Annotated in this window: 25 protein-coding genes; 16 read left to right on the top strand and 9 right to left on the bottom strand. The window is 54.8% G+C overall.

The window, feature by feature from the left end:
* Positions 1–4 precede the first annotated feature (4 nt).
* The 14 genes from GM557_RS03325 to dapE all read left to right on the top strand — a co-directional run bounded on the left by GM557_RS03325 (position 5) and on the right by dapE (position 11,139).
* A complete protein-coding gene (locus tag GM557_RS03325; RefSeq protein WP_155572947.1) occupies positions 5–925 on the top strand; it encodes an OmpH family outer membrane protein in 921 nt (306 codons plus the stop codon).
* A gap of 18 nt (positions 926–943) precedes the next feature.
* Positions 944–1,987 carry a UDP-3-O-(3-hydroxymyristoyl)glucosamine N-acyltransferase gene (gene lpxD / locus GM557_RS03330; RefSeq protein WP_155572948.1) on the top strand — a complete coding sequence of 348 codons (1,044 nt, stop codon included), beginning with the start codon at positions 944–946 and terminating at the stop codon, positions 1,985–1,987.
* Between the two features lie 168 nt (positions 1,988–2,155).
* Positions 2,156–2,575: a 3-hydroxyacyl-ACP dehydratase FabZ gene (fabZ, locus tag GM557_RS03335; protein ID WP_155573491.1), complete on the top strand. Its 420-nt coding sequence runs from the start codon at positions 2,156–2,158 to the stop codon at positions 2,573–2,575.
* Between the two features lie 5 nt (positions 2,576–2,580).
* Entirely contained in the window at positions 2,581–3,438 is an 858-nt protein-coding gene (gene lpxA, locus GM557_RS03340) for an acyl-ACP--UDP-N-acetylglucosamine O-acyltransferase (protein ID WP_155572949.1), read from the top strand.
* Positions 3,435–4,274 carry an LpxI family protein gene (locus tag GM557_RS03345; RefSeq protein WP_370513417.1) on the top strand — a complete coding sequence of 280 codons (840 nt, stop codon included), beginning with the start codon at positions 3,435–3,437 and terminating at the stop codon, positions 4,272–4,274. The genes lpxA and GM557_RS03345 overlap by 4 nt, the downstream gene beginning before the upstream one ends.
* 19 nt (positions 4,275–4,293) lie before the next feature.
* Complete coding sequence (gene gloA / locus GM557_RS03350; protein ID WP_155572950.1) at positions 4,294–4,701, top strand: lactoylglutathione lyase; 408 nt, start codon at positions 4,294–4,296, stop codon at positions 4,699–4,701.
* 155 nt (positions 4,702–4,856) lie between these two features.
* Complete coding sequence (rpmH, locus tag GM557_RS03355; protein WP_018979184.1) at positions 4,857–4,991, top strand: 50S ribosomal protein L34; 135 nt, start codon at positions 4,857–4,859, stop codon at positions 4,989–4,991.
* A complete protein-coding gene (gene rnpA / locus GM557_RS03360) occupies positions 4,991–5,341 on the top strand; it encodes a ribonuclease P protein component (RefSeq protein WP_266137725.1) in 351 nt (116 codons plus the stop codon). The genes rpmH and rnpA overlap by 1 nt, the downstream gene beginning before the upstream one ends.
* Entirely contained in the window at positions 5,338–5,559 is a 222-nt protein-coding gene (gene yidD, locus GM557_RS03365) for a membrane protein insertion efficiency factor YidD (protein ID WP_155572952.1), read from the top strand. The genes rnpA and yidD overlap by 4 nt, the downstream gene beginning before the upstream one ends.
* A gap of 122 nt (positions 5,560–5,681) precedes the next feature.
* Complete coding sequence (gene yidC / locus GM557_RS03370) at positions 5,682–7,475, top strand: membrane protein insertase YidC (protein WP_155572953.1); 1,794 nt, start codon at positions 5,682–5,684, stop codon at positions 7,473–7,475.
* Positions 7,475–8,137, top strand: a complete 663-nt coding sequence (yihA, locus tag GM557_RS03375; protein WP_155572954.1) for a ribosome biogenesis GTP-binding protein YihA/YsxC — start codon at positions 7,475–7,477, stop codon at positions 8,135–8,137. The genes yidC and yihA overlap by 1 nt, the downstream gene beginning before the upstream one ends.
* Positions 8,138–8,187: 50 nt before the next feature.
* Positions 8,188–9,102 carry an acetylglutamate kinase gene (gene argB / locus GM557_RS03380; protein ID WP_155573493.1) on the top strand — a complete coding sequence of 305 codons (915 nt, stop codon included), beginning with the start codon at positions 8,188–8,190 and terminating at the stop codon, positions 9,100–9,102.
* A 52-nt stretch (positions 9,103–9,154) separates the two neighbouring features.
* Positions 9,155–9,985, top strand: a complete 831-nt coding sequence (gene dapD / locus GM557_RS03385) for a 2,3,4,5-tetrahydropyridine-2,6-dicarboxylate N-succinyltransferase (RefSeq protein ID WP_155572955.1) — start codon at positions 9,155–9,157, stop codon at positions 9,983–9,985.
* Positions 9,986–9,993: 8 nt separating this feature from the next.
* Positions 9,994–11,139, top strand: a complete 1,146-nt coding sequence (gene dapE, locus GM557_RS03390; protein ID WP_155572956.1) for a succinyl-diaminopimelate desuccinylase — start codon at positions 9,994–9,996, stop codon at positions 11,137–11,139.
* Here dapE and GM557_RS03395 read toward each other — a convergent pair.
* From GM557_RS03395 to def, 5 genes are read right to left on the bottom strand one after another with little or no spacing between them, the layout of a single operon-like run.
* A complete protein-coding gene (locus GM557_RS03395; protein ID WP_155572957.1) occupies positions 11,136–12,284 on the bottom strand; it encodes an AGE family epimerase/isomerase in 1,149 nt (382 codons plus the stop codon). The two genes, dapE and GM557_RS03395, sit on opposite strands and share 4 nt — an antisense overlap.
* Positions 12,284–13,771 (bottom strand): D-glycero-beta-D-manno-heptose 1-phosphate adenylyltransferase, encoded by a 1,488-nt coding sequence (rfaE2, locus tag GM557_RS03400; protein ID WP_155572958.1) that lies wholly within the window; start codon positions 13,769–13,771, stop codon positions 12,284–12,286. The genes GM557_RS03395 and rfaE2 overlap by 1 nt, the downstream gene beginning before the upstream one ends.
* Positions 13,772–13,803: 32 nt before the next feature.
* Positions 13,804–14,604, bottom strand: a complete 801-nt coding sequence (gene truA, locus GM557_RS03405; RefSeq protein ID WP_155572959.1) for a tRNA pseudouridine(38-40) synthase TruA — start codon at positions 14,602–14,604, stop codon at positions 13,804–13,806.
* Positions 14,597–15,529: a methionyl-tRNA formyltransferase gene (gene fmt / locus GM557_RS03410; protein WP_155572960.1), complete on the bottom strand. Its 933-nt coding sequence runs from the start codon at positions 15,527–15,529 to the stop codon at positions 14,597–14,599. Before fmt ends, truA begins: the two co-directional genes overlap by 8 nt.
* Before the next feature lie 4 nt (positions 15,530–15,533).
* A complete protein-coding gene (def, locus tag GM557_RS03415; RefSeq protein ID WP_155572961.1) occupies positions 15,534–16,085 on the bottom strand; it encodes a peptide deformylase in 552 nt (183 codons plus the stop codon).
* 173 nt (positions 16,086–16,258) lie between these two features.
* On the opposite strand from def, the gene GM557_RS03420 reads away from it, so the two are divergent.
* Complete coding sequence (locus tag GM557_RS03420) at positions 16,259–16,777, top strand: Hsp20 family protein (RefSeq protein WP_230873253.1); 519 nt, start codon at positions 16,259–16,261, stop codon at positions 16,775–16,777.
* 49 nt (positions 16,778–16,826) lie between these two features.
* Positions 16,827–17,036, top strand: a complete 210-nt coding sequence (locus tag GM557_RS03425; protein ID WP_155572962.1) for a DUF1150 family protein — start codon at positions 16,827–16,829, stop codon at positions 17,034–17,036.
* Positions 17,037–17,044: 8 nt separating this feature from the next.
* Here the strand turns inward: GM557_RS03425 and lptB are convergent, their stop codons facing one another.
* The 4 genes from lptB to GM557_RS03445 are packed head-to-tail and all read right to left on the bottom strand — an operon-like array spanning position 17,045 to position 20,430.
* Positions 17,045–17,791 (bottom strand): LPS export ABC transporter ATP-binding protein, encoded by a 747-nt coding sequence (gene lptB / locus GM557_RS03430; RefSeq protein ID WP_155572963.1) that lies wholly within the window; start codon positions 17,789–17,791, stop codon positions 17,045–17,047.
* The gene (locus tag GM557_RS03435; RefSeq protein WP_230873254.1) at positions 17,788–18,708 is read right to left on the bottom strand and encodes an LptA/OstA family protein; all 921 of its coding nucleotides are present in this window, start codon (positions 18,706–18,708) and stop codon (positions 17,788–17,790) included. The genes lptB and GM557_RS03435 overlap by 4 nt, the downstream gene beginning before the upstream one ends.
* 7 nt (positions 18,709–18,715) lie before the next feature.
* Positions 18,716–19,456: an LPS export ABC transporter periplasmic protein LptC gene (gene lptC, locus GM557_RS03440; RefSeq protein ID WP_155572964.1), complete on the bottom strand. Its 741-nt coding sequence runs from the start codon at positions 19,454–19,456 to the stop codon at positions 18,716–18,718.
* Entirely contained in the window at positions 19,453–20,430 is a 978-nt protein-coding gene (locus GM557_RS03445; protein WP_155572965.1) for an SIS domain-containing protein, read from the bottom strand. Before GM557_RS03445 ends, lptC begins: the two co-directional genes overlap by 4 nt.
* Between the last annotated feature and the right edge of the window lie 3 nt (positions 20,431–20,433).

Genomic DNA, 20,433 nt, shown 5'->3' on the forward strand with positions numbered 1-20,433 from the left:
TTTCATGTCACGCTTTTCCGTCTCTTTGATGCTCGCCAGCACGGTGGCTCTTTTGCCGCTAGGGCAGGCTGTTGCTGCTGACAATAATGGAAGTGGGGCATGGTTCGTGCCGAAGGCGGCTCAGCCAGCCACCCCAGCAGTGCATCACCATGCTGCGGCGGCTCCTACGGTGCCTGTGGCTTCACAAAATGCCGCTGGTGTGGATGATGGAGCCTCTGATGAAGGTGAGGGTGATGCACCACAGCAGGCCCCGGCTATTTTGCCACTTCCTGCTGTGCCTAGCTCACCAGCTGTTCCACGGGAGGATGCTCCACCACCGCTTACATTGGGGTTGATTAGTGTCCAAGGTGTGATGCAGCTTTCTACAGCAGCGCAAGAGATGCAGCAGGTCCTTGGGGCACGGCGTGATCGCCTCGCACAGCAGGTCCAAAAGGAAGAAGCGGCATGGCGGGAGGAGCAGCAGAAGCTCCAAGTGCAAGCGCGTAGTCTGACATCCGACCAACTCCAGCTGCGTGTACGGCATTTGCAAGAACGCCGCGCGAAGGATCAGCATGATTTTGGCAATCAAGCACGAATCATTCAAGAGGCTTATCAAGTGGCCTTCCATCAGATTGAGCGGGTGTTGGAGCAACGCGATGGCATTATTGCCAAGGTTGCGGCTGCCCATGGCATGAATCTTATCCTCCATGCGGAGCAGGCAGTTCTTCATGTTGATGGTCAGGATATTACCGAGGAAGTGGCAGACCGCTTGAACAAGGTTTTGCCCCATGTGTTCATCCCTGCCGATGGTGTGGACCCGGAGGTTCTGGCAAAATCTGGTAAAATGCCGACTACTGCTGATGAGGAGCGTATGATGCAGGCTGCACAGCAACCACCTGCACCTGCGCAAACACCAGCAGCAGGCTCTGTAGTACGGCGTCACTAAAACCAGAGGGCGGCGGCCATGGGGGCGGATGCACAGAAAACACAATTACCGGGTGATTCTCGTTTCTTCACGCGTGCTGGGCCGTTTTCTCTAGATGAGTTGGTGAAGGCCACCGGGGCGGAGGCAACGGGTCCTGCTGGGGGAGGAACCCTCTTTGAGGGGGTTGCTCCGCTCCATGCAGCAGGGCCGCAGCATGTTAGTTTTTGTGATAACCGTCGTTATCTGCCTTTGTTAGAGAAAACGGGGGCGGGTCTGGTCGTGCTAGGGCCTGCTTTTGTTGATAAAGTGCCTGAGGGCTGTACCGCGCTGGTGAGTCGTGAGCCTTATTTGCTCTGGTCCCGTGTTGCGCGTTTATTCCATCCTTTACCGCCTGTTCAAGCCAAACGGCATCCTACTGCCGTTATTGGGCAGGATGTTACGATTGGGGAGCGGGTGGAGATAGGGCCGTTCGCTGTTATTGGTGATGGGGTGAGCCTTGGGGATGGCTGTGTGGTTGGCGCGCATGCCTCGGTGGGCGACCATGTTGTTATAGGGGCAGGGTGCCGGATTGGGGCGCATGTTTCACTTAGCCACGCCTTGTTGGGGGAGCGCGTGGTTTTGTATCCCGGTGCGCGGATTGGGCAAGATGGTTTTGGCTTTGCCGTGGGGCCGGAAGGGTTTGAGACGGTCCCGCAGCTAGGTCGTGTTGTGCTGGGTGATGGTGTTGAGGTTGGAGCGAACTCAACTATTGATCGTGGATCAATGCGTGACACGGTGATTGGGGCGGGGACACGCATCGATAATCTGGTGCAAATAGGCCATAATGCACAGCTTGGCCGTTGCTGTATTGTTGTGTCCCAAGCGGGTGTATCTGGGTCCACCGTGATTGAGGATTTCGTAACGATTGCCGCGCAGGCGGGTCTGATTGGCCATATTCATATTGGCCGTAAGGCGCGGATTGGTGCGCAATGCGGCGTTATGAATGATGTGGAAGCGGGGGCCGATGTGATTGGTAGCCCCGCGATGCCTTTCCGAGAGTTTTTTCGCAATGTGGCGACATTAAGGAAGTTGTCGCGCAAATAACATTCCCGGATTGGTTTTTGGGGATTTTTTTGGTAAAAGGGGCAAAGATTGCTCCCTTCATCCTAAGGTGATGAGGGCTGGTCGCGTTTTGTCAAAAAAATCCGGGAGATGAAATAGGTGGGAGAGGCTGCTGAGCAGACACATCAAGTGCCAGAGAGCGTTGATGTCATGCAGATTATGAAGGCGATTCCGCATCGCTATCCTTTCCTCTTGCTGGACAAGATGGAAGACATTGAGGCAGGGGAATCCGCTGTCGGCATTAAGAATGTGACAGTTAATGAACCTTTCTTTCAGGGGCATTTCCCGGCGCGGCCTGTTATGCCAGGTGTTCTCATCATTGAGGCCATGGCGCAAACAGCGGCAACCTTGGTGGTGCTAACCCTCGGGAAGGCTTTCGAGGGGAAGTTGGTCTATTTCATGACGGTGGAGAACGCGAAGTTCCGCCGTCCTGTTGGTCCGGGCGACCAGTTGCGGATTCATGTTAAAAAAGAGCGCGCACGGGGGACTGTGTGGCGTTTTCGTGGGGTGGCAAAGGTTGATGATGTCGTTGTGGCTGAGGCATCATTCAGCGCGATGATTGTGGACTGACTTTGATGCCAGAACCGGGACATCTCCCTAAAAAGACGGAGATTCACCCCACCTCCTTTGTGGACCCACAAGCGACTTTAGGCCGAGGGGTACAGATAGGCCCTTGGTGTGTGGTGGGTCCGCATGTGCGTATGGGCGATGATGTCCGCCTGCATGCGTCTGTTATGATAGAGGGGCATACTGTTGTGGAGGAAGGGGTGGAGATTTATCCCTTCACGACAGTGGGGTATCCCCCGCAAGACTTAAAATATAAAAAAGAGCCGACACGGTGCCATATTGGGGCGCGGACCATCGTGCGGGAGAGTGTCACAATTCATCGTGGTACAGCCCAAGGCGCGGGGGAAACCCATATCGGGCGAGATTGTCTCATCATGGCCAATGCCCATATCGCGCATGATTGTGTGTTGGGTGATGGTGTTATCATTGTCAATAATGTGGTGATGGGCGGTCACGTGATTATTGGGGAGCAAGCACGCATTATGGGATCGGCTGCGTTGCATCAGTTTGTCCGCATTGGCCGTGGGGCCGTTGTGGGGGGGCTGTGCGGTGTGGAGATGGATGTTATCCCCTATGGGAGTGTTTTAGGTAACCGTGCTCGTCTCGTAGGGCTTAATTGGGTAGGGCTGAAACGTGCGGGGGTGGATGCAGGGGAAATCCAGAAGATGCGTCTTGCTTTTCGGGAATTATACCCTCGTATTCGTGGAGGGGACGCCCTTTTAGGGGAGCGTGTGAAGGCTGTTCGCCAAAAATATGGGCATATTGAGCGTGTGGCGGAGATGCTCCACTTTATGGAGGCCCCAACGCGCCGCGGTCTGACCCGCCCGGGGAGAGGGGCTGCGTGGGAAAAGGATGATGAGGGGTGATCCAGCAAGAGCGGGTTGGGATTTTAGCCGGTGGTGGTCCCTTGCCTGCTCGTGTTGCTGCGGCCCTACGCCAGCAAGGGCGTGAGCCGTTTCTTATCGGTTTTCAAGATTTTGTAGATGAGGCGTTGCTTACGCCCTACCCTCATGAGGTTATACGCCTCGGTGAGGCTGGGGCGATTCTGCGCGCTTTGAGGGCGCAGCATTGCCGAGAGCTTGTTTTAATAGGCCCAATTAAGCGACCCTCATGGCGGGCTTTACGGCCTGATGCAGAGGGGATGCGCTTGATAGGCCGGTTAGGCCGCGCCCTCTTTGCGGGGGATGATGGCCTTCTTGCTGCGATTGTACGCCTATTGGAGGAGGAAGGCTTTCGCATCCGTGGGGCGCATGAGTTTCTCACACCGTCATGTTGCCAGAAGGGAGCATGGGGCAGGTTTCAGCCTGATGAACAAGCGTTAGCGGATATAAAGCAAGCGATGCATATTTTATCCGTGATGGGACCGCTAGATATTGGGCAGGGCTGTGTTGTTCAGCAAGGGCTGACCTTGGCGGTAGAAGCTCTGGAGGGGACGGATGCGATGCTCCAGCGTTGTGCGGCTTTGCAGCAGGAGGGGGCGGGCGGGGTGCTCGTTAAAATGCCCAAAGCGGGGCAAGAGCTGCGTGCTGATATGCCAACAATCGGTCCGATGACTCTTGTAAGGGCGGCAGAGGCTGGGTTGCGTGGGATCGCTTTTCCCCCACAGCTGACCTTGGTGCTGGATGAGAAGCACTGTATAAAAGAGGCAGACCGTTTAGGATTGTTTCTTTATGGCTTGGGGGCGGAAACACCCTCTTTATAGAGAGTAGGACGAAAGAGATATGAGCATTTATCTTCACACAATGGTTCGTGTACGTGACCTTGAGCGTAGTTTAAGCTTTTACCGGCTGCTAGGCATGCGTGAGCTGCGGCGGTTAGAAGTGCCAGAGGGGCGGTTTACGCTGGTTTATATTGGCTATGGCGGCAATGAGCATGGTGAAGCGGAAATTGAGTTCACCTATAATTGGGACCAAACAGAAGATTATACTCACGGCACGGGCTTCGGGCATTTTGCTGTTGGGGTGCCAAATGTTGCGGAGGCGGTAGAGGTTGTTCGCCAGGGAGGTGGGCGCGTTACGCGTGAGGCTGGGCCGATGGGCAATACGGGCATTGTGATTGCCTTCGTGCAGGACCCTGATGGCTATAAGATTGAGCTGATTGAGAAAGCTGACGCTCCGAAGCCTGCCTAAGTTCTAATGCCTTATAAGCAATGAGTGGGCATTGTAGGATTGACAGAGTAGGGCCAGCCCCTTAAAAGCCACCCCTAAGTGGAGGGGCGTTATTGGGTGCGTCCTGTTCTAAAACGTGCCATTGAGCATGTTCTAAAGATTAGAGGATAGAAAGAATGAAGCGCACATATCAGCCTTCCCGTCTGGTTCGTAAGCGTCGTCACGGCTTCCGTACACGCTCCGCTACTGTTGGCGGGCGTCGCGTGCTGGCTAACCGCCGTGCAAAAGGTCGTAAGAAGCTTTCTGCCTAATTATGGAGCGGCTTGACCGTCTCAAAAAGCGGTCGCAGTTTCTATATTTAGCCCGTAAGGGGCAGAAGGTCGTGTCTCCCGGTCTCATTGGGCAGGTTCTGCCGCGAGAGGGGGATGTGGGGGTGCGTGCTGGTTTTACCGTAACGAAAAAGGTCGGTAATTCTGTTGTGCGTAATCGCACCCGCCGCCGTCTGCGTGAGGCTTTACGTGTGAGCGTGAAGGAGGAGGGCTGCCCTCCTTCTGGTGACCTTGTTTTGATAGGCCGTGCCGCAACGAGGCAACGGCCTTTCTCTCTTTTAAAGAAAGATGTTCGGAAAGTCCTCCGCGCCTTAGAGGGTGAGGGGAGATGAGGCATGTGCTTAGTGTCTTTTTGGTCGGTTTAATAAAGCTGTACCAGATTTTGCTAGGGCCGCTTATGGGTGGGCGTTGTCGTTTTTACCCGTCTTGCAGTGCTTATGGTGAGGAATCGATACGCCGATATGGGCCGTTTTATGGCTCTTGGTTGACGATACGCCGTATTTTAAAATGTCATCCCTTTCATCCGGGGGGTGTGGATCATCCCCCTTAGCAGCCTATTTAATAAGGGCGGGATGGATAAAAAAATGAACCCGGCTATTGTTTTAGGGATGATTTTACGCCAGTGAAGGGCCATCTACCCTTCCAGTTCAACGAAAGAGCGGCTCTAGCCCGATGGAAAGTAGCAAAAGATTTATCCTCGCTTTTGGCTTATCAGCGTTAATTCTGATTGGCTTTAATTTTCTTGTGCCGCAGAAAGCGCATAAGCCAGAGGCCGCGCCCCCACCGGCTCCGGCCTCTGTTGTGGCGAATCAATCGCCCGCTGTTACGACTCCTATGGCCTCTCCGGCTGTGGCAGAGGCAGCACAGGACGACCACAAAGAGCATCGTCTAGCGGTGCGGAGTCCTGATGTGCAAGGCTCCTTCAATCTGCGCGGGGCGCGGTTGGATGATTTGGAGCTTACGCGCTATCGCGAAACGATCGCCCATGATAGTCCGCTCGTGCGGTTGTTGGATAAAGCAGGCAGCAAAATGCCGACCTATCTTGTGTTAGGCTGGCAGAATGGGGAGGGGGATAAAACCCGTGTGCCTGATGAGCAATCCCTCTGGCAGGTCGATGGTGGGCAGGAGGCCCTTACACCAGAGCAGCCCGTGACGCTTTATTGGGATAATGGCGCGAATGTGCGCTTCATTATTCATTTAGCGCAGGATCGTCACTATATGGTGACGGTACGGCAGGAGGTGGAGAATCACTCTGGCCAGCCTGTCTCACTTTATCCTTTCCAACGGATACAGCGTGATTATCTGCCGCAAAACACAGGCTCTTTAACAGAGTTTGAGGGCCTTGTTTCCGTCATGGAAAATGACCTGACACGCAATGGGTATAAAGACATTCGTGGTGATGCTGGCAAGCCGAATCATGTCTCGTGGGAGGCCACGAGCAAAGGTGGTTGGGGTGGCATTACGGATAAATATTGGTTAGCAGCCATCGGGGCGGATTCGGCTTTGCCTGTCCGTTTGCAAGAAAGTTACCTCCCACAGAGCGGCTCTTATCGCGCAACCTTTACCCCACAAGAGCCGATGGTCATTCAGGATGGTGCGCGGCTAGGGCAGGGGAGTTACCTGTTTGCTGGTGCGAAAGAACCCGGATTGCTGCGTTATTATGGCCGCAAGCTAGGTTTGCCCCGCTTTGATGATAGTATTGATTTCGGTTGGAGTGCTTTCTCCTACCTGAATAAGCCCATCCTTTTCGTGCTGCATTGGCTTTATATCCATATTGGTAATTTCGGCCTTGCTTTGATGGCTTTAACGCTGTTGGTGAAGATTGTTCTCTTTCCCTTGGCGTCTAAAGCGGCACAATCATCAGCACGTATGCGGCTCGTGGCCCCTAAAGTCACGGAGATACGGCAGAAATATAAAGATGACCCGGTGACGATGAATCAGAAGGTCATGGCCTTGTATAAGGAGGAGCAAATTAACCCGGTTGGGGGTTGTTTGCCGATGCTTATCCAAGCTCCTATCTTCTTCTGCTTGTATAAGATGCTGAATCTGAGCATTGATGAGCGGCACGCGCCCTTCTTTGGGTGGATTAAGGACCTCTCCGTCCCAGACCCAACAAATCTGTTTAACTTATTTGGTCTCTTGCCGTTTGACCCAACCCATATTTTCTCCTTCTTGCATCTTAGCGTCTGGGGAGCGGCATTGGGCATTACCTTCTGGCTGTTGCAGAAGCATAGCATGATTCAGATGGACCCAGCACAGGCACGGATTATGCAATTCATGCCGGTGGTGTATGTCTTTGTGATGTCGAGCTTTCCTGCTGGTCTGCTGGTTTATTATACATGGAACAACGTGCTGACCTTCCTCCAGCAACATTATATCGAGCGGCGGACGGCCCTGCCTGTACCGTTGATGAAGCTGGGCGGGCGCGCTTTGCGTAAACGCTTTGGCAAGAAGAACGAGCCGTGATGCCACATCATATCCCTGCTCTGAGTGAGGAAGAACTTGAGGAAGGTCGGCGGCTTTTTGCAGGCCCTTGTGACTTCTTCTTCGGCGCGCAGACGATCGAGCAGCTTCCCCCGCCAGAGCGGGCAGAGGTGGCGTTTGCAGGACGCTCTAATGTAGGCAAATCCAGCATCATTAACGCTTTGACGGGGCGGCGGGCTTTGGCCCGTGCCTCATCAGAGCCGGGGCGGACAAAGCAGCTTAATTTCTTCGACCTCGGCGGGCGTCTTTCTTTGGTGGATATGCCGGGTTATGGCTTTGCTAAAGCCTCCAAAGCGGTGAAGGAAGATTGGCAGAGGACGATGTTCGCTTATTTGCGTGGTCGTCCGAATCTGGCTCGTGTGATTTTGCTGATTGATGGCCGGGTTGGCCTTAAGGCCTCTGATAAAGAGGTCTGTGCCCTTTTGGATAAAGCGGCGGTTGTCTTTCAAATCGTGCTGACAAAATGCGATGCTTTATCCCCCACGGTTCTAACAGAGCGTGTGAAGGAAGTGGAAGCCTTGGCGAAAAGCCATGCGGCAGCTTTCCCCCATATTGTGGCGACAAGTAGTACAACTGCGTTGGGTATTGCGGAATTGCGTGGCATAATAGCGCAGTTTGCTGAACCCGCTATTGGGCGTCCTTGAAAAATAGTGTCTGAGAGTGAATGGTCATGTCTTCTTCATCCTCCCCTCCTATGCCACTCCCGGAAGAATTTCTGGCGTCCGATAAATTAAGCGAGCAAGAGCAAGCGGCTATTCTTGCAGGGGCTTTGCCTTATCTGCGTCGCTATGCCGGTGATACTATTGTGGTGAAATATGGCGGCCATGCAATGGTTGAGAATGACCTTGCCGCGACATTTGGGCGCGATATTGCCTTGCTCAAGCTTGTGGGGATTAACCCCATCGTGGTGCATGGCGGGGGGCCGCAAATTAACGCTATGATGAAGCGTCTGGGGGTTGAAGCCCAGTTCGTGGACGGGCTGCGCGTGACAGACCGTGAGATGATTGATGTCATCGAGATGGTCCTCTCCGGTACGGTCAATAAGCAAGTGGCAGACCTTATCAGCCATGCAGGGGCCTTGGCCGTTGGGATTTCCGGCCGGGATGGGCGTTTGATTCAGGCCGAGCGGTTAGTCCATTATCGCCGGGGTGATGCGGCACATCAGGAGGCTATAGACCTCGGCTTTGTCGGCACGCCTGTGCGGGTGGAGCCGCGCGTTCTTTATGCGCTTTTAGGGGCGGGGTTGATTCCCGTTGTTGCTCCTTTAGGGGCCGGTAAGGAAGGCGAGATTTATAACATTAATGCCGATACAGCCGCCGGGGCCGTAGCGGGGGCTGTGCGGGCCTCTCGTCTATTGATGCTGACCGATGTACCCGGTGTTTTGGATGAGCATGGTAAGCGCATTGAGGAGCTTACCGCAGCAGAGGCACGCCGGCTTATTAAAGAGGGGCATATCACAGGCGGGATGATTCCGAAGGTGGAGACATGCCTTAAAGCCGTGCAAGCAGGGGCTAAGGCTGCGGTTATTTTGGATGGTCGCGTGCCTCATACATGCTTGCTAGAGCTGTTTACCCGCGCTGGACCGGGCACGCTCATCACGGCAGAATGAGGAAAAGGGCACGCTATTTGCCTTCATGATGGTTGTTAAAAAGGAATGAATTATGGACCACGCAACGCTGCGTAAGCATGTAGAAACTTTGTGGGAGGACCGTGCAAGCCTCTCTCCTCAAACCAAAGGGGAGGCGCGCGATGTCGTAGAGGCTGCTCTGGCCGGGTTGGATAACGGGACCTTCCGTGTTGCAGAGCAAAAGGGCGAGGAGCGTATTGTTCATGAATGGCTGAAGAAGGCCGTTCTTATGTCCTTCCGTCTTTATGAGTCCGAGCCTATGGCTTATGGCTGTGGTGGTGCCCCGGGCTTTGATAAAGTGCCGCTCAAATTTGCTGGTTGGGGCAAGGCTGAGTTCGAGAAAGCAGGCTTCCGCGCTGTACCGGGGGCTGTTGTACGGCGTTCGGCTTATATTGCGCCGGGTGTGGTTTTGATGCCCAGCTTCGTTAATCTCGGTGCCCGTGTGGAAAGCGGCACAATGGTTGATACATGGGCCACAGTGGGCTCCTGCGCTCAAATTGGGAAGAACTGCCACATTAGTGGTGGGGCAGGGATTGGCGGGGTGCTGGAACCCCTCCAAGCCGCACCGGTGATTATTGGGGATGATTGCTTCATCGGCGCACGCTCTGAGGTGGCTGAGGGCGTCGTGGTCGAGCGTGGCTCTGTTCTCTCCATGGGGGTTTTCCTTGGGGCCTCCACGAAGATTGTGGATCGCACAACAGGTGAGATTCATATGGGCCGTGTCCCGGCTTACTCTGTTGTTGTGCCGGGTACATTGCCACCCAAGACACCGGGTGGGCCTTCTTTAGCTTGCGCGGTCATCGTGAAGCGTGTGGATGAGCGGACACGCTCTAAAACATCCATCAATGAGCTCTTGCGCGACTGAGTGACCTTATGAGCCTGTCATCTTCCCTGCGGGACCCGCTTGCCCTTGTGCAGGCCCTTCTTCGTTGTCGTTCTGTTACCCCGGCTGATGACGGAGCTTTGGGCGTCGTGGCAGAGGCGTTGGAGATGATGGGCTTTACCGTCAGAAGGTTGGCCTTTGGCCCTAAGGGGGAGGAGACCCCCAATCTTTATGCGCGGTTAGGGGAGGGTCGTCCCTGCCTTTGCTTTGCTGGTCATACAGATGTTGTGCCCCCCGGTGAGGGGTGGAGCAGCGACCCATTTGCGGGGGAGGTGCGCGAGGGTCGTATTTATGGCCGTGGTACAGCGGATATGAAAGGCGGTGTAGCGGCCGCTCTGGCCTCTGTAGCGCGCCGGCTGGAGGCCGGGCCTCTTAAAGGAAGCCTTGCCTTCCTGATTACAGGGGATGAGGAAGGCCCCGCGCATTACGGCACACGCTCCGTGTTGGAGTGGATGAAAGAGCAAGGGGAACAGCCTGATTTCTGCCTCCTGGGTGAGCCGACCAACCCAACGGAGATGGGTGAGGTGATTAAGATTGGCCGCCGTGGCAGCATGAATGCCGTCATTGCGGTGCGTGGGGTGCAGGGGCATGTGGCCTATCCACATTTGGCAGATAACCCCACCCATCGGCTTGTGAAGATTTTAAGTGACCTAACAGCGCGTGTGCTGGACCAAGGCAATGAGTGGTTCGCGCCCTCATCTTTGCAAATTACCAGCATTGATGTCGGTAATTCTGCAACGAATGTGATTCCCGCTACGGCACAAGCGCGGGTGAATATTCGCTTTAATGACCTCCATACGGGGGAAAGTCTTTCGGGCTGGATAGAGGATGTTGTGGCGTGCCATACAGCGCATGGCACGGTGGATGTCTCCATCAGTGGGGAAGCCTTTCGCACTATAGCGGGGGCGGAGGTAGAGCATCTCTCCCAAGCGGTGGAGGCTGTAACAGGGCAGACGCCGAAGCTCGATACTGGCGGGGGCACGTCCGATGCCCGTTTTATCACGCATTGCTGCCCTGTGGCGGAGTTCGGTCTCGTGGGGGCAACGATGCATAAATGTGATGAGCATGTCTCCCTCGCTTCATTGGAGGAGCTAACCCAGATTTACGGGGAGTTCATGCAGCGTTTTGGTGTTTAAGCGGGTGGGGCGTTAAGGATAGCCTGCCCCGCGCTATAGATATGATACAAGCTGCTAGCGGGCATATGGTCCGTTGCGCTGTTGCCTGCTTCATCTAGCCGGTCAATCCACCCACCAAAGAGCGTAGCAGGCGCGTATTGGGTGAAGAAAAGTTGGCTCATACGACATAGACGTTGATACCGCGTAGCAGGATCAGCGGGCGCGTGTTGAGCGAGCAGGCGCATCATCTCCGTTTGGGGCCAGATGCGTGTTGTGGCCTCTAGTAGGGTACCATCATCATATAACGCATCGGGTAGGAGTGGACCGGGAACAGTTTGGTGGAGGCGGTCATAGAGCTTATGTTGAGCCTTGCGTGCAGCAGTGGCGTGGGCACCTGTTGGGGCAAGGCGATGATACTCTCCTAACAGCCAGCACCATTCGGCTTGATGGCCGGGTTCGACACGATTGCGCCCATAGGGTTCTTCTGGCGTCCAAGCGGGGGTAAAGAACTCCAACAGCGCATCTGTCCCTTGAGGAATGAAGGCGCGCAGGGCCAGAGCCAGAATAGCTTCTGCATGATGGAGAAAAACCTCCCTTTGTGAGACTTCAAAAAGGGTCAGGCAGGCTTCCAGAAGATGCATATGCGGGTTTTGGGAATGTCGCTCAGAGAGGGCAGGAATAGCGTCACGATACCCCCCTTGAGGGGATGGAAAGAGGGCATCAATCTCAGCAAGGCTTTCCTCAGCTATGGTAAGGAGGGCTGTATCCCCGCTAAGGCGGTAGGCCCATCCATGGGCAAAGAGGATGAAAGCATGGCCGTAAAGGTCGCGCTTGGTGTCAGAGGGGGCAAGGTCCGGCCCTAAAGCAAAGACCCATCCCGCTTGACCATCAGCACGATGATAGCGTTTGGTGAGTTGTGCCAAACAGGCCAAAGCGCGTTCTCCTGCTTTATAATGGCCGTTTAAAGCCGCTTGGCAATAAGTCGCAACCTGACGTGCTTGGACCATCAAACGGCGATGAGGGAGGGGGATGGGAGCGCCTGCAAAGGTGAGGCGTTCATGATACAAGCCAGCTTGTTCATCAAAACCAGCTTGGTTCCAGAGGGGTAGGGCCTTCTGGCATAACCATGAGTGCCATTGTGTTTGCTCTGTTGTGAGAGACGGCATTAGGGAACGTCCTTTAAAGGGTGCGTGTCATCCATGATTTTAACGATGCGGCTTGTGGAATGGCCATCTAGCAGTGGAGCAAGGCAGACCCGTCCGCCATAGGCCTTGACGAAATCTCCCCCTACGACTTCATCCTCTTTGTAATCAGCCCCTTTAACGATGATGTCCGGTTTAAGGGCGGTAATGGTCTCAAGGGGGGTGTCCTCATCAAATAGAACAACAAGATCGACATGGCGTAGGGCGCGTATAACCGTTGCGCGGGCTTGCTCATGCTGCAAAGGCCGCCGTGGACCTTTGAGCCGTTTGATAGAAGCATCGCTATTGAGGGCTACAATGAGTTTATCACCTTGCCCTGCAGCATATTGAACAAGGGCAACATGGCCGGGATGGAGCAAGTCAAAACAGCCATTCGTAAAGACGACCGAAGCCCCATGACGCTTCCACGTCTCCACAATCGCACAGGCATCAGTAAGAGGGAGGTAAGAGCCGTTATCGGCAATTTCCGCGAGGAGATGCTGATGCAATTCCTCATGCGTCACATAGGCTGTGCCTAATTTGCTCACCGCAATAGCGGCGGCTGTGGTAGCCATAGTGACCGCGCTGGGGAGGGTATGACCATCGGCCAACGCGCAGGCGATTGTGGCGATGACCGTATCGCCCGCGCCAGAGACATCATACACCTCTGAAGGATGAGCTTGGCAATGGAGGGGGGCGGCCTCTTGCTGCCAGAGGGTCATTCCTTTCTCGGAGCGTGTGAGGAGGATATCGCTACCTGTAAGAGAGGCTATGGCTGTGCAGGCTTGTTCAATCTCTGCCTCCTCATCTAAGGCCCATTCATGTCCAGTAGGCGGGCGGATAGAGGCGGTTTTTAACGCGGTGCGCAATTCTTGCCGGTTGGGTGTTAAAAGGCTTGCCCCACGATAGGCGGATATATCAGCCCGTTTAGGGTCCACTAAGATAGGAATGTCCCGTGCGCGAGCGGCGGCAATAACATGTTGCAGCACATAATCAGACAGCACACCCTTGGCGTAGTCGGAGCAAATGAGGATGCGGCTTGTCTCTAACGCGGTGAGCGTTGCAGCAATGAGGGCATCCTCAACCGCACGGGGGAGGGGGTTCAGTTTCTCTTGGTCTAAGCGAACAATTTGTTGCCGCCCGCTAAGAACACGGGTTTTGGTAATGGTTGTCCAGTTAGGATCGGTGATAAGGCCCGTTAAAGCGATGTCCGACCATTGTGCTAGGGCCTGACGGAGTGTTTCTGCCGCAGGGTCCTTGCCTACAACTCCGATGAGATGGACCGGATGGCCAAGAGCCGCTGCATTCACCGCGACATTTGCGGCCCCACCGGGGGTTACATGCTCTTGAGTGTGCAATAAGACGGGGACGGGGGCCTCTGGGGAGATGCGATTGACCTCACCGCTAATATATTGGTCTAAAAGCAGGTCGCCCAGAATGGTGATGGTGCGGGTTGTTACAGGCTTGGACAAAATACATACCCCTTCATAGAAGTCATAGGATGTTAGCGCGTTTGGGTTGCGAAGGGATTATCAGGATAACCAACATCCATCAGGCATAGCCCATCAGGTGGAGCCGTAGGGCCTGCTTTGCAGCGATTACGGGCCTCTAAGGCTGTTTTTACACGCTCGGGGGACCATTGATGATGGCCAACTAACGCTAACGTTCCCACCATATTGCGGACTTGATGATGGAGAAAAGAGCGTGCTTGTGTATCAATATACACAGCCTCTCCCGAGCGTGTGATGGTCAGCTCATCCAAGGTGCGGAGGGCATCACGCGCTTGGCAAGCGACAGCACGGAAGGATGTAAAATCGTGACTGCCGAGGAGGTGATTGGCCCCCGCCTGCATTGCCTCAATATCGAGCGGGGCGCGAATATGCCAGACAAAGCCCTCCTGCATCGCAGGCCGAGCCGGGCGGTTGAGGATGGTGTAACGATATCGCCGCCATGTTGCAGAGAAGCGGGCATTCCATCCATCCGGTGCGGGGGCAGCCTCTAAAATGGAGATAGGGTGGGGTTTGAGGTGATAGCCCAGCGCATCACGCACAGCTTTGCGGCTGAGCGGGGCATCTTCTGGGAAGTCTAAATGCGCGACAAGCCCCGCTGCATGCACGCCCGAATCCGTCCGCCCTGCCGTTACGCTGCTGACCTTGCGGCCCTGTGTGAGATGCTGCGCAGCTTCTTCAATCAGTTGTTGGACGGAAAGGCCGCTCTTTTGCCGCTGCCAGCCTACAAAGGGCCGTCCATCAAACTCAATACGAATAGCCCAGCGGCTAATACCGGGGGGAGCAGCATCAAACAAAGCGGGTCCCTTTGCTAAGCGTGGTACCGCGGAGGAAGGCGTCTCGTGCCATCATGGCTCGCCCCGGTTTTTGAATTTGCTCAATACGCAAACAGCCTTGCCCGCACGCAATGGTTAAAGCGTTATCCAATATGGTGCCCGGCATAGGGGATGCAGCGGTGAGAGCAGTGGCTTCGGCGTCATCCACTAGCGTTACGGCCCCAATGCGATAGCTTTGCTCATCCAATAAGGCATAGCTTCCTGGCCAAGGGATAAAGGCCCGGATTTGCCGCTCAATCTCATGGGCGGGGCGTGTCCAATCGATATGCCCATCTTTGCGTTCTAAGCGCGGGGCGTAGCAGCTTTGGGCATCATCTTGCGGGAGAGGGGTGGGGTGCTCGGCTAAAGCACGGACGATTAAACGCCCACCACTCTCCGCTAATTTATCATGCAAGCTCCCAGCGGTATCCGTGGGGGTGATGGGTGTGGCCTCGGAGAGAATGACCGCCCCCGTATCAAGCCCTTTATCCATCTGCATAATGCAGACACCGCTTTTTTCATCCCCAGCGCGAATGGCTGATTGGATGGGCGAAGCCCCCCGCCAACGCGGCAGGAGGCTGGCATGAATATTTAAGCACCCAAGGCGGGGAGCATTAAGAATCGCCTCTGGAAGAAGCAACCCATAGGCCGCCACAATCGCCGCATCTGCGTTGAAGGATTGGAAGATAGCCAGCTCTTCCTCATTATGGCGCAGTCTTTCTGGGGTGCGAACAGGAATGTTTAGCGCATCTGCGGCCTCATGCACGGGTTGCCGGCGTAATGACTTCCCCCGGCCTGCGGGGCGTGGGGGCTGGGTATAGACGGCCACAATATCATGGCCCGCTTTTATAAGCGCATGAAGGGCAGGGACGGCAAAATCCGGCGACCCCATGAAGATGAGGCGCATGGGTTTATCGTCTCCGTTTTTGTTCCTTCGCTAGACGCCGCATAATCATATTGCGTTTTAGCGAGGAGAGATGGTCCACAAATAAAATACCATCGAGATGGTCAATCTCATGTTGGATACAGGTGGCCAGTAAGCCCGATGCCTCTTGCTCAATGGTCTCACCAGCTAAATTACGATAGCGCACACGGATGGATTCCGGGCGGATAACCTCAGCATATTGGTTAGGGAGGGAGAGGCAGCCTTCCTCTCGCGCGGCGAGTGTCTCAGCAGAATCGATGATTTCTGGATTGATGAGGACCATCGGGTCGCGTGGTTCATCTTCGCGGGCAACATCGACAAGGACAAAGCGTTGGCTTAGGCCCACTTGTGGGGCCGCAAGGCCAATACCGGGGGCCTTATACATAGCCGAGAACATCCCCGGCAGAGCCTCACGAATCCCGCTCATATCCTCTGGTCGTACCTCATGGGCGACACGGCTGAGAACAGGTTGCGGCGCAACAAGAATTGACGTTGGGGCTATATCATCAAGCCGCTCAAGAAAATCTAAGTCTTTCATACGGCTATGTTAGCGGCTGGGCGGTGTTAATTCCAGCGTCTTCTTTGTATGCCTAATGAGGGAGGGCTTGCATCTTAGGAGGTGGATTATCATATCATGCAGCGTGGGGGATGCCTTTGGTAGGGTCGCCTGCTTGTTATCACGTCTCGCTCCTTGAGGAGGCCGTTTCGCTTATGTCGTCAGGACGTCTTTTTACATCCCCCATGTTTTTGGGGTTTGACCATTTGGAACAAATGCTTGAGCGTGCTTCAAAAACAGCATCAGACGGTTACCCGCCGTATAATATTGAGCAGTTAAGCCGTACGGCTCTGCGGATTACCCTTGCTGTGGCAGGGTTTGTGATGGATGATTTGCAGATTACCCAAGAGGATAATCAGCTCGTCATTCGTGGTCGCCAAGCTGATGACGCGCAGGGCCGCGTGTTCATCCATCGCGGGATTGCAGCGCGGCAGTTTCATAAAGCCTTTGTCTTAGCAGAAGGCATTGAGATTGCTGGGGCGTGGCTTGATAATGGCTTGCTGCATATCGACCTCCATCGCCCAGAGCCAGAGGTGCGGATAAAACACATCACCATCCAGCAAGGCAGTGCTGAGCTTGCCACTGCGATGCCCGATATAGCCCGCCGGGATGATGTAAGCCCCGCGCGTGACCTATCCCCTGTGATGGAGGAGGGGCCGTTTGGGCGGGAGTAAGAAGGGGAAGCCCACTCAAACTAAGTCCGCACATGATGTTATAGAGGAGATGCACGCCCGTGCCCGTGCGATGACAGGTGCGGAGCTGCGGGATTGGGGTCTGACAGAGGTCGCTTATCTGCGGCCTCTCCCCTATGAGGGGGCTTCTCTTGTGGCAATTTATGCCGCTGATGGCACACCCGTAGCGATTGCTGAGGATGAAGCCAGCGCGGTTGATGCCATCCTCGAGCAAGATATGGTGCCGACCTTCCTGCATTAGCTCTGGGATTAGAGGGAGAAGTTCTCCCCCAGATAGACGCGGCGAACGTCCTCGTTAGCCACAATGGCTTCCGGTGTGCCTTCCATTAAGACGCGCCCGCTATGGAGGATATAAGCGCGGTCAATCACTTCCAGCGTTTCGCGGACATTATGGTCAGTAATTAACACGCCAATGCCGCGATCTTTTAGGTGCGAGACAAGGTCGCGAATCTCACTCACCGCAATAGGATCAATCCCCGCTAGAGGCTCATCTAGGAGGATATAATTAGGCTGGCTAGCAAGAGCGCGGGCGATTTCTAGCCGCCGCCGCTCACCCCCTGATAGAGCAAGGGCAGGGGACCGCCGCAGCCGTGTAATACCAAACTCTGCAAGCAGGCCATCTAGCATAGCGTGGCGTTTGTCGCGGTCTTTCTCTACTGCTTCGAGCGCGACAAGAATATTCTGCTCAACATTTAACCCACGGAAGATGCTGGCTTCTTGGGGGAGATAGCCAACGCCTAAGCGTGCCCGGCGATACATGGGGAGGGGGGTAATATCAGCACCATCAAGGGTGATGCTGCCCATATCGGCCTGCACAAGACCAACAATCATGTAAAAGCTGGTGGTTTTCCCTGCCCCATTCGGGCCAAGTAGCCCCACAGCCTCACCTCGTTGCACATGGAGGGAAACATCATGCACAACAGTGCGCTTTTTATAGCTCTTGGCAATGCCATGTGCGGCTAAGCCGGGGGTCTCGCTGATAAGGTCGGTAGTCATTGCTTGGTCTCATTTGGGACAATTAGGCCCTGTACAGGGTCACTAGAGCCAGAGAGCATGTGGGAAATGCCTGTTTTAAAATCCACAATCGCTTGGGAGCCGTTATTTTGATTTTGCCCTTGGGTGACATGTACATTACCCACCATACGGGCAAGTTGCGGCCCAGCCAGATACACCCCTCGGTCCCCCGTGGCGGTTTGTCGCTCGGTGCGGACGACCACATGCCCCCAACCGTAAGCGCGGTCTAGATTTGTGTCTTGTTGGTCAGAATTGTTAGCACTCTGCCCCTTTTGGCTGGCACGGTTAGCCGCCTTCTGGGCATCAGTGAGCTCAAAAGCTTGCATAATATCGGCGGTGATGCGTTTGCCGTCACTCGTATTGACAGTAGCATCTCCCCAGCCGATGGAGACGCGCGTATGGGGGTAATATTCCACAAGGTCGCGTGCGGTGAGGAGATGGCGTGGGCTTGTGAACTTCATGGCTTTGCCAGTCATCAGCATGACGCCTTTATCGACATCATAAAGCCCGTGATCCCCCCATCCTTGGTCCACAAGGTTATAGATATGGACATGCCCAAAGGCCTCTACGCGGTAAAGCTCCATATTCCCCGTATCGCTCTCTGTAGTTTGTGCGCTTTGGGGTTTGGGGCGGAGATAACCAACCAGCGTATCTGCATCCACAGTCATATCACCACGTTGGGCACGCGCTCCACCTGTGAGGGTAACGGTCTGGCGGTTATGGTCGTAAATCTCCTCCTTCTTCCAAAAGAGATGCACAACTTGCCCGTGTGATTGGTCGGGCATGACAGTATCAGCCGCATGAGCAGAGCAAGGGGCTGCAAGAAGGGAGGTGGCGAGTGTTAACCCGGCCACTGCCAGAGGAGTATAAGAGCGAGAGAGGACAGAAAAACGCATCATGCCCTCCTTATGGGCTTTTTACGGGTTTGGGAGAAGAGGGGGTGGGCGATAAATCAGCAAAATGATTCGTCTTTCCTGCCCCGATGAACTGAATCGTATTTGTTTGTTGGTCCATAAAAGCCCCTTCAGCGTCCTGTGTGCCAAAAGGCCCTTCTGCATGGACCCAATCATGCGTGGCGACAATTTGTTGTGGCAGGTCGATATCAGCCGTAGGGCTATTCAGTAATAAGCCATCACTGCGATAAAGGACAACATGGCCGGTTAGGGTCAATGTTTGTTCATGCTGGAGGTACATCCCTATATCAGCCCTCACATGAATCCATTGCCCGTTATGGAGCATAATATCGGCCACGGGGTCGGTCATATCAATGCGGTTATGCTCGCTTTGCTGGGCGATGCGCGCGGTGAGCGTGTAGGGCCGTTCATGCGAATCAATATCGTGATAAATAGCGTGTTCCATCATACCGCTATCAGTATGGGTATGGCGCATCATCTCTAAGATAGCTTTATTTTGGTGGATGAGATGATTGATCTCCGGCCAAATGGCAATGCAGAGCAGCATAAAAGCTGCAAAAGCTGGCAATCCCCATTTCGCCCGTTTGAATAATAGGCGGCGGCGGGCCATTGCGGCGGCAGAGGGCGGTGTACGCCGGCGCGCGAGGGCCTCTTGCCGTAATTGGGCTAGTTGCTGCGTTTTTGCTGCGCGGTCTGGGTCAAAATCATCTCGATTAGGAGGGGGAGCCTTCATGAGAGACCTGCCCGTAAAAGGTCATGGATATGGAGGATACCAAGAGGCCGGCGTTCTTCATCCAAGACGAACAAGCTGCTCACAGGGGTGGGACGGTGGCTCATAAGATGTTGCACCTCCTGTGCGCGGGCATGTGCTGTTGTGGTGAGCGGGCTGCGATTCATAATATCGGCTGCATAGGTTGCATCAAGGTCGCGCTCCAAAGCGGGGCGGAGGTCACCATCGCTGATAAAGCCACTTAGGCGGCCAGCTTCATCTAAAATGCCGATACAGCCAAAGCGTTTGCGCGTCATTTCTAAAATGATAGAACGCAGCGGCATGGTCTCTTGCCCGAGAGGCATCTCATCGCCGCTATGCATAAAGTCACTTACAGGGCGTAAGCGCGCGCCTAATGTGCCAGCAGGGTGCAGTTGGTGGAAATCGTCTTGATTAAACCCCCGGCGGCCTAAAAGGGCAATCGCTAGAGCATCACCCAGAGCGAGTTGCAGCAGGCAAGAGGTCGTAGGGGCTAGGCCCATTGGGCAGGCCTCGGGCACTTGTGGGAGGATAAGCGGAATCTGCACAGCACGAGCAAGGGTAGAGTCGGGATTGCTGGTGAGGGCAATTTGCACCAACCCCAATCGCGTCGCATGGAGGAGAATCGGGGCTAATTCATCCGTCTCGCCGGAGTTGGAAAGATAGAGGATGACATCGCCACGCTCGACCATGCCGAGGTCCCCATGTGCTGCCTCAGCAGCATGGAGAAAGAGGGAGGGGGTTCCCGTGGAGGCTAAGGTCGCGTTGATTTTACGCCCAATATGGCCAGACTTCCCCATCCCTGTGAGAACAAGGCGGCCTTTCATAGTGAGGATAGCCTCTAAAGCCGCCTCAAACCCTACCTGCATAGGCCCTTGCAAAGCGGCTTCAAGCTGCTCAAGCCCCTGACGCTCCATCAATAAGGCGTGGCAGGCTGTCGCGAGGGAGGGAGAGGTCATGAA

The organism is Bombella sp. ESL0385 (assembly GCF_009725755.1).
Lineage (GTDB): Bacteria > Pseudomonadota > Alphaproteobacteria > Acetobacterales > Acetobacteraceae > Bombella > Bombella pollinis.

Bases quoted from the DNA above. Each gene is read 5' to 3' on its own strand.
- GM557_RS03435 (WP_230873254.1), bottom strand. From the start codon at position 18,708: ATGATGCGTTTTTCTGTCCTCTCTCGCTCTTATACTCCTCTGGCAGTG.
- GM557_RS03425 (WP_155572962.1), top strand. From the start codon at position 16,827: ATGCACGCCCGTGCCCGTGCGATGACAGGTGCGGAGCTGCGGGATTGG.
- GM557_RS03445 (WP_155572965.1), bottom strand. From the start codon at position 20,430: ATGACCTCTCCCTCCCTCGCGACAGCCTGCCACGCCTTATTGATGGAG.
- lpxA (WP_155572949.1), top strand. From the start codon at position 2,581: ATGCCAGAACCGGGACATCTCCCTAAAAAGACGGAGATTCACCCCACC.
- gloA (WP_155572950.1), top strand. From the start codon at position 4,294: ATGAGCATTTATCTTCACACAATGGTTCGTGTACGTGACCTTGAGCGT.
- yidC (WP_155572953.1), top strand. From the start codon at position 5,682: ATGGAAAGTAGCAAAAGATTTATCCTCGCTTTTGGCTTATCAGCGTTA.
- rpmH (WP_018979184.1), top strand. From the start codon at position 4,857: ATGAAGCGCACATATCAGCCTTCCCGTCTGGTTCGTAAGCGTCGTCAC.
- lptB (WP_155572963.1), bottom strand. From the start codon at position 17,791: ATGACTACCGACCTTATCAGCGAGACCCCCGGCTTAGCCGCACATGGC.
- fmt (WP_155572960.1), bottom strand. From the start codon at position 15,529: ATGCGCCTCATCTTCATGGGGTCGCCGGATTTTGCCGTCCCTGCCCTT.
- lpxD (WP_155572948.1), top strand. From the start codon at position 944: ATGGGGGCGGATGCACAGAAAACACAATTACCGGGTGATTCTCGTTTC.
- dapE (WP_155572956.1), top strand. From the start codon at position 9,994: ATGAGCCTGTCATCTTCCCTGCGGGACCCGCTTGCCCTTGTGCAGGCC.
- yidD (WP_155572952.1), top strand. From the start codon at position 5,338: ATGAGGCATGTGCTTAGTGTCTTTTTGGTCGGTTTAATAAAGCTGTAC.
- GM557_RS03325 (WP_155572947.1), top strand. From the start codon at position 5: ATGTCACGCTTTTCCGTCTCTTTGATGCTCGCCAGCACGGTGGCTCTT.
- dapD (WP_155572955.1), top strand. From the start codon at position 9,155: ATGGACCACGCAACGCTGCGTAAGCATGTAGAAACTTTGTGGGAGGAC.
- argB (WP_155573493.1), top strand. From the start codon at position 8,188: ATGCCACTCCCGGAAGAATTTCTGGCGTCCGATAAATTAAGCGAGCAA.
- GM557_RS03395 (WP_155572957.1), bottom strand. From the start codon at position 12,284: ATGCCGTCTCTCACAACAGAGCAAACACAATGGCACTCATGGTTATGC.
- lptC (WP_155572964.1), bottom strand. From the start codon at position 19,456: ATGAAGGCTCCCCCTCCTAATCGAGATGATTTTGACCCAGACCGCGCA.
- fabZ (WP_155573491.1), top strand. From the start codon at position 2,156: ATGCAGATTATGAAGGCGATTCCGCATCGCTATCCTTTCCTCTTGCTG.
- GM557_RS03420 (WP_230873253.1), top strand. From the start codon at position 16,259: ATGTCGTCAGGACGTCTTTTTACATCCCCCATGTTTTTGGGGTTTGAC.
- yihA (WP_155572954.1), top strand. From the start codon at position 7,475: ATGCCACATCATATCCCTGCTCTGAGTGAGGAAGAACTTGAGGAAGGT.
- def (WP_155572961.1), bottom strand. From the start codon at position 16,085: ATGAAAGACTTAGATTTTCTTGAGCGGCTTGATGATATAGCCCCAACG.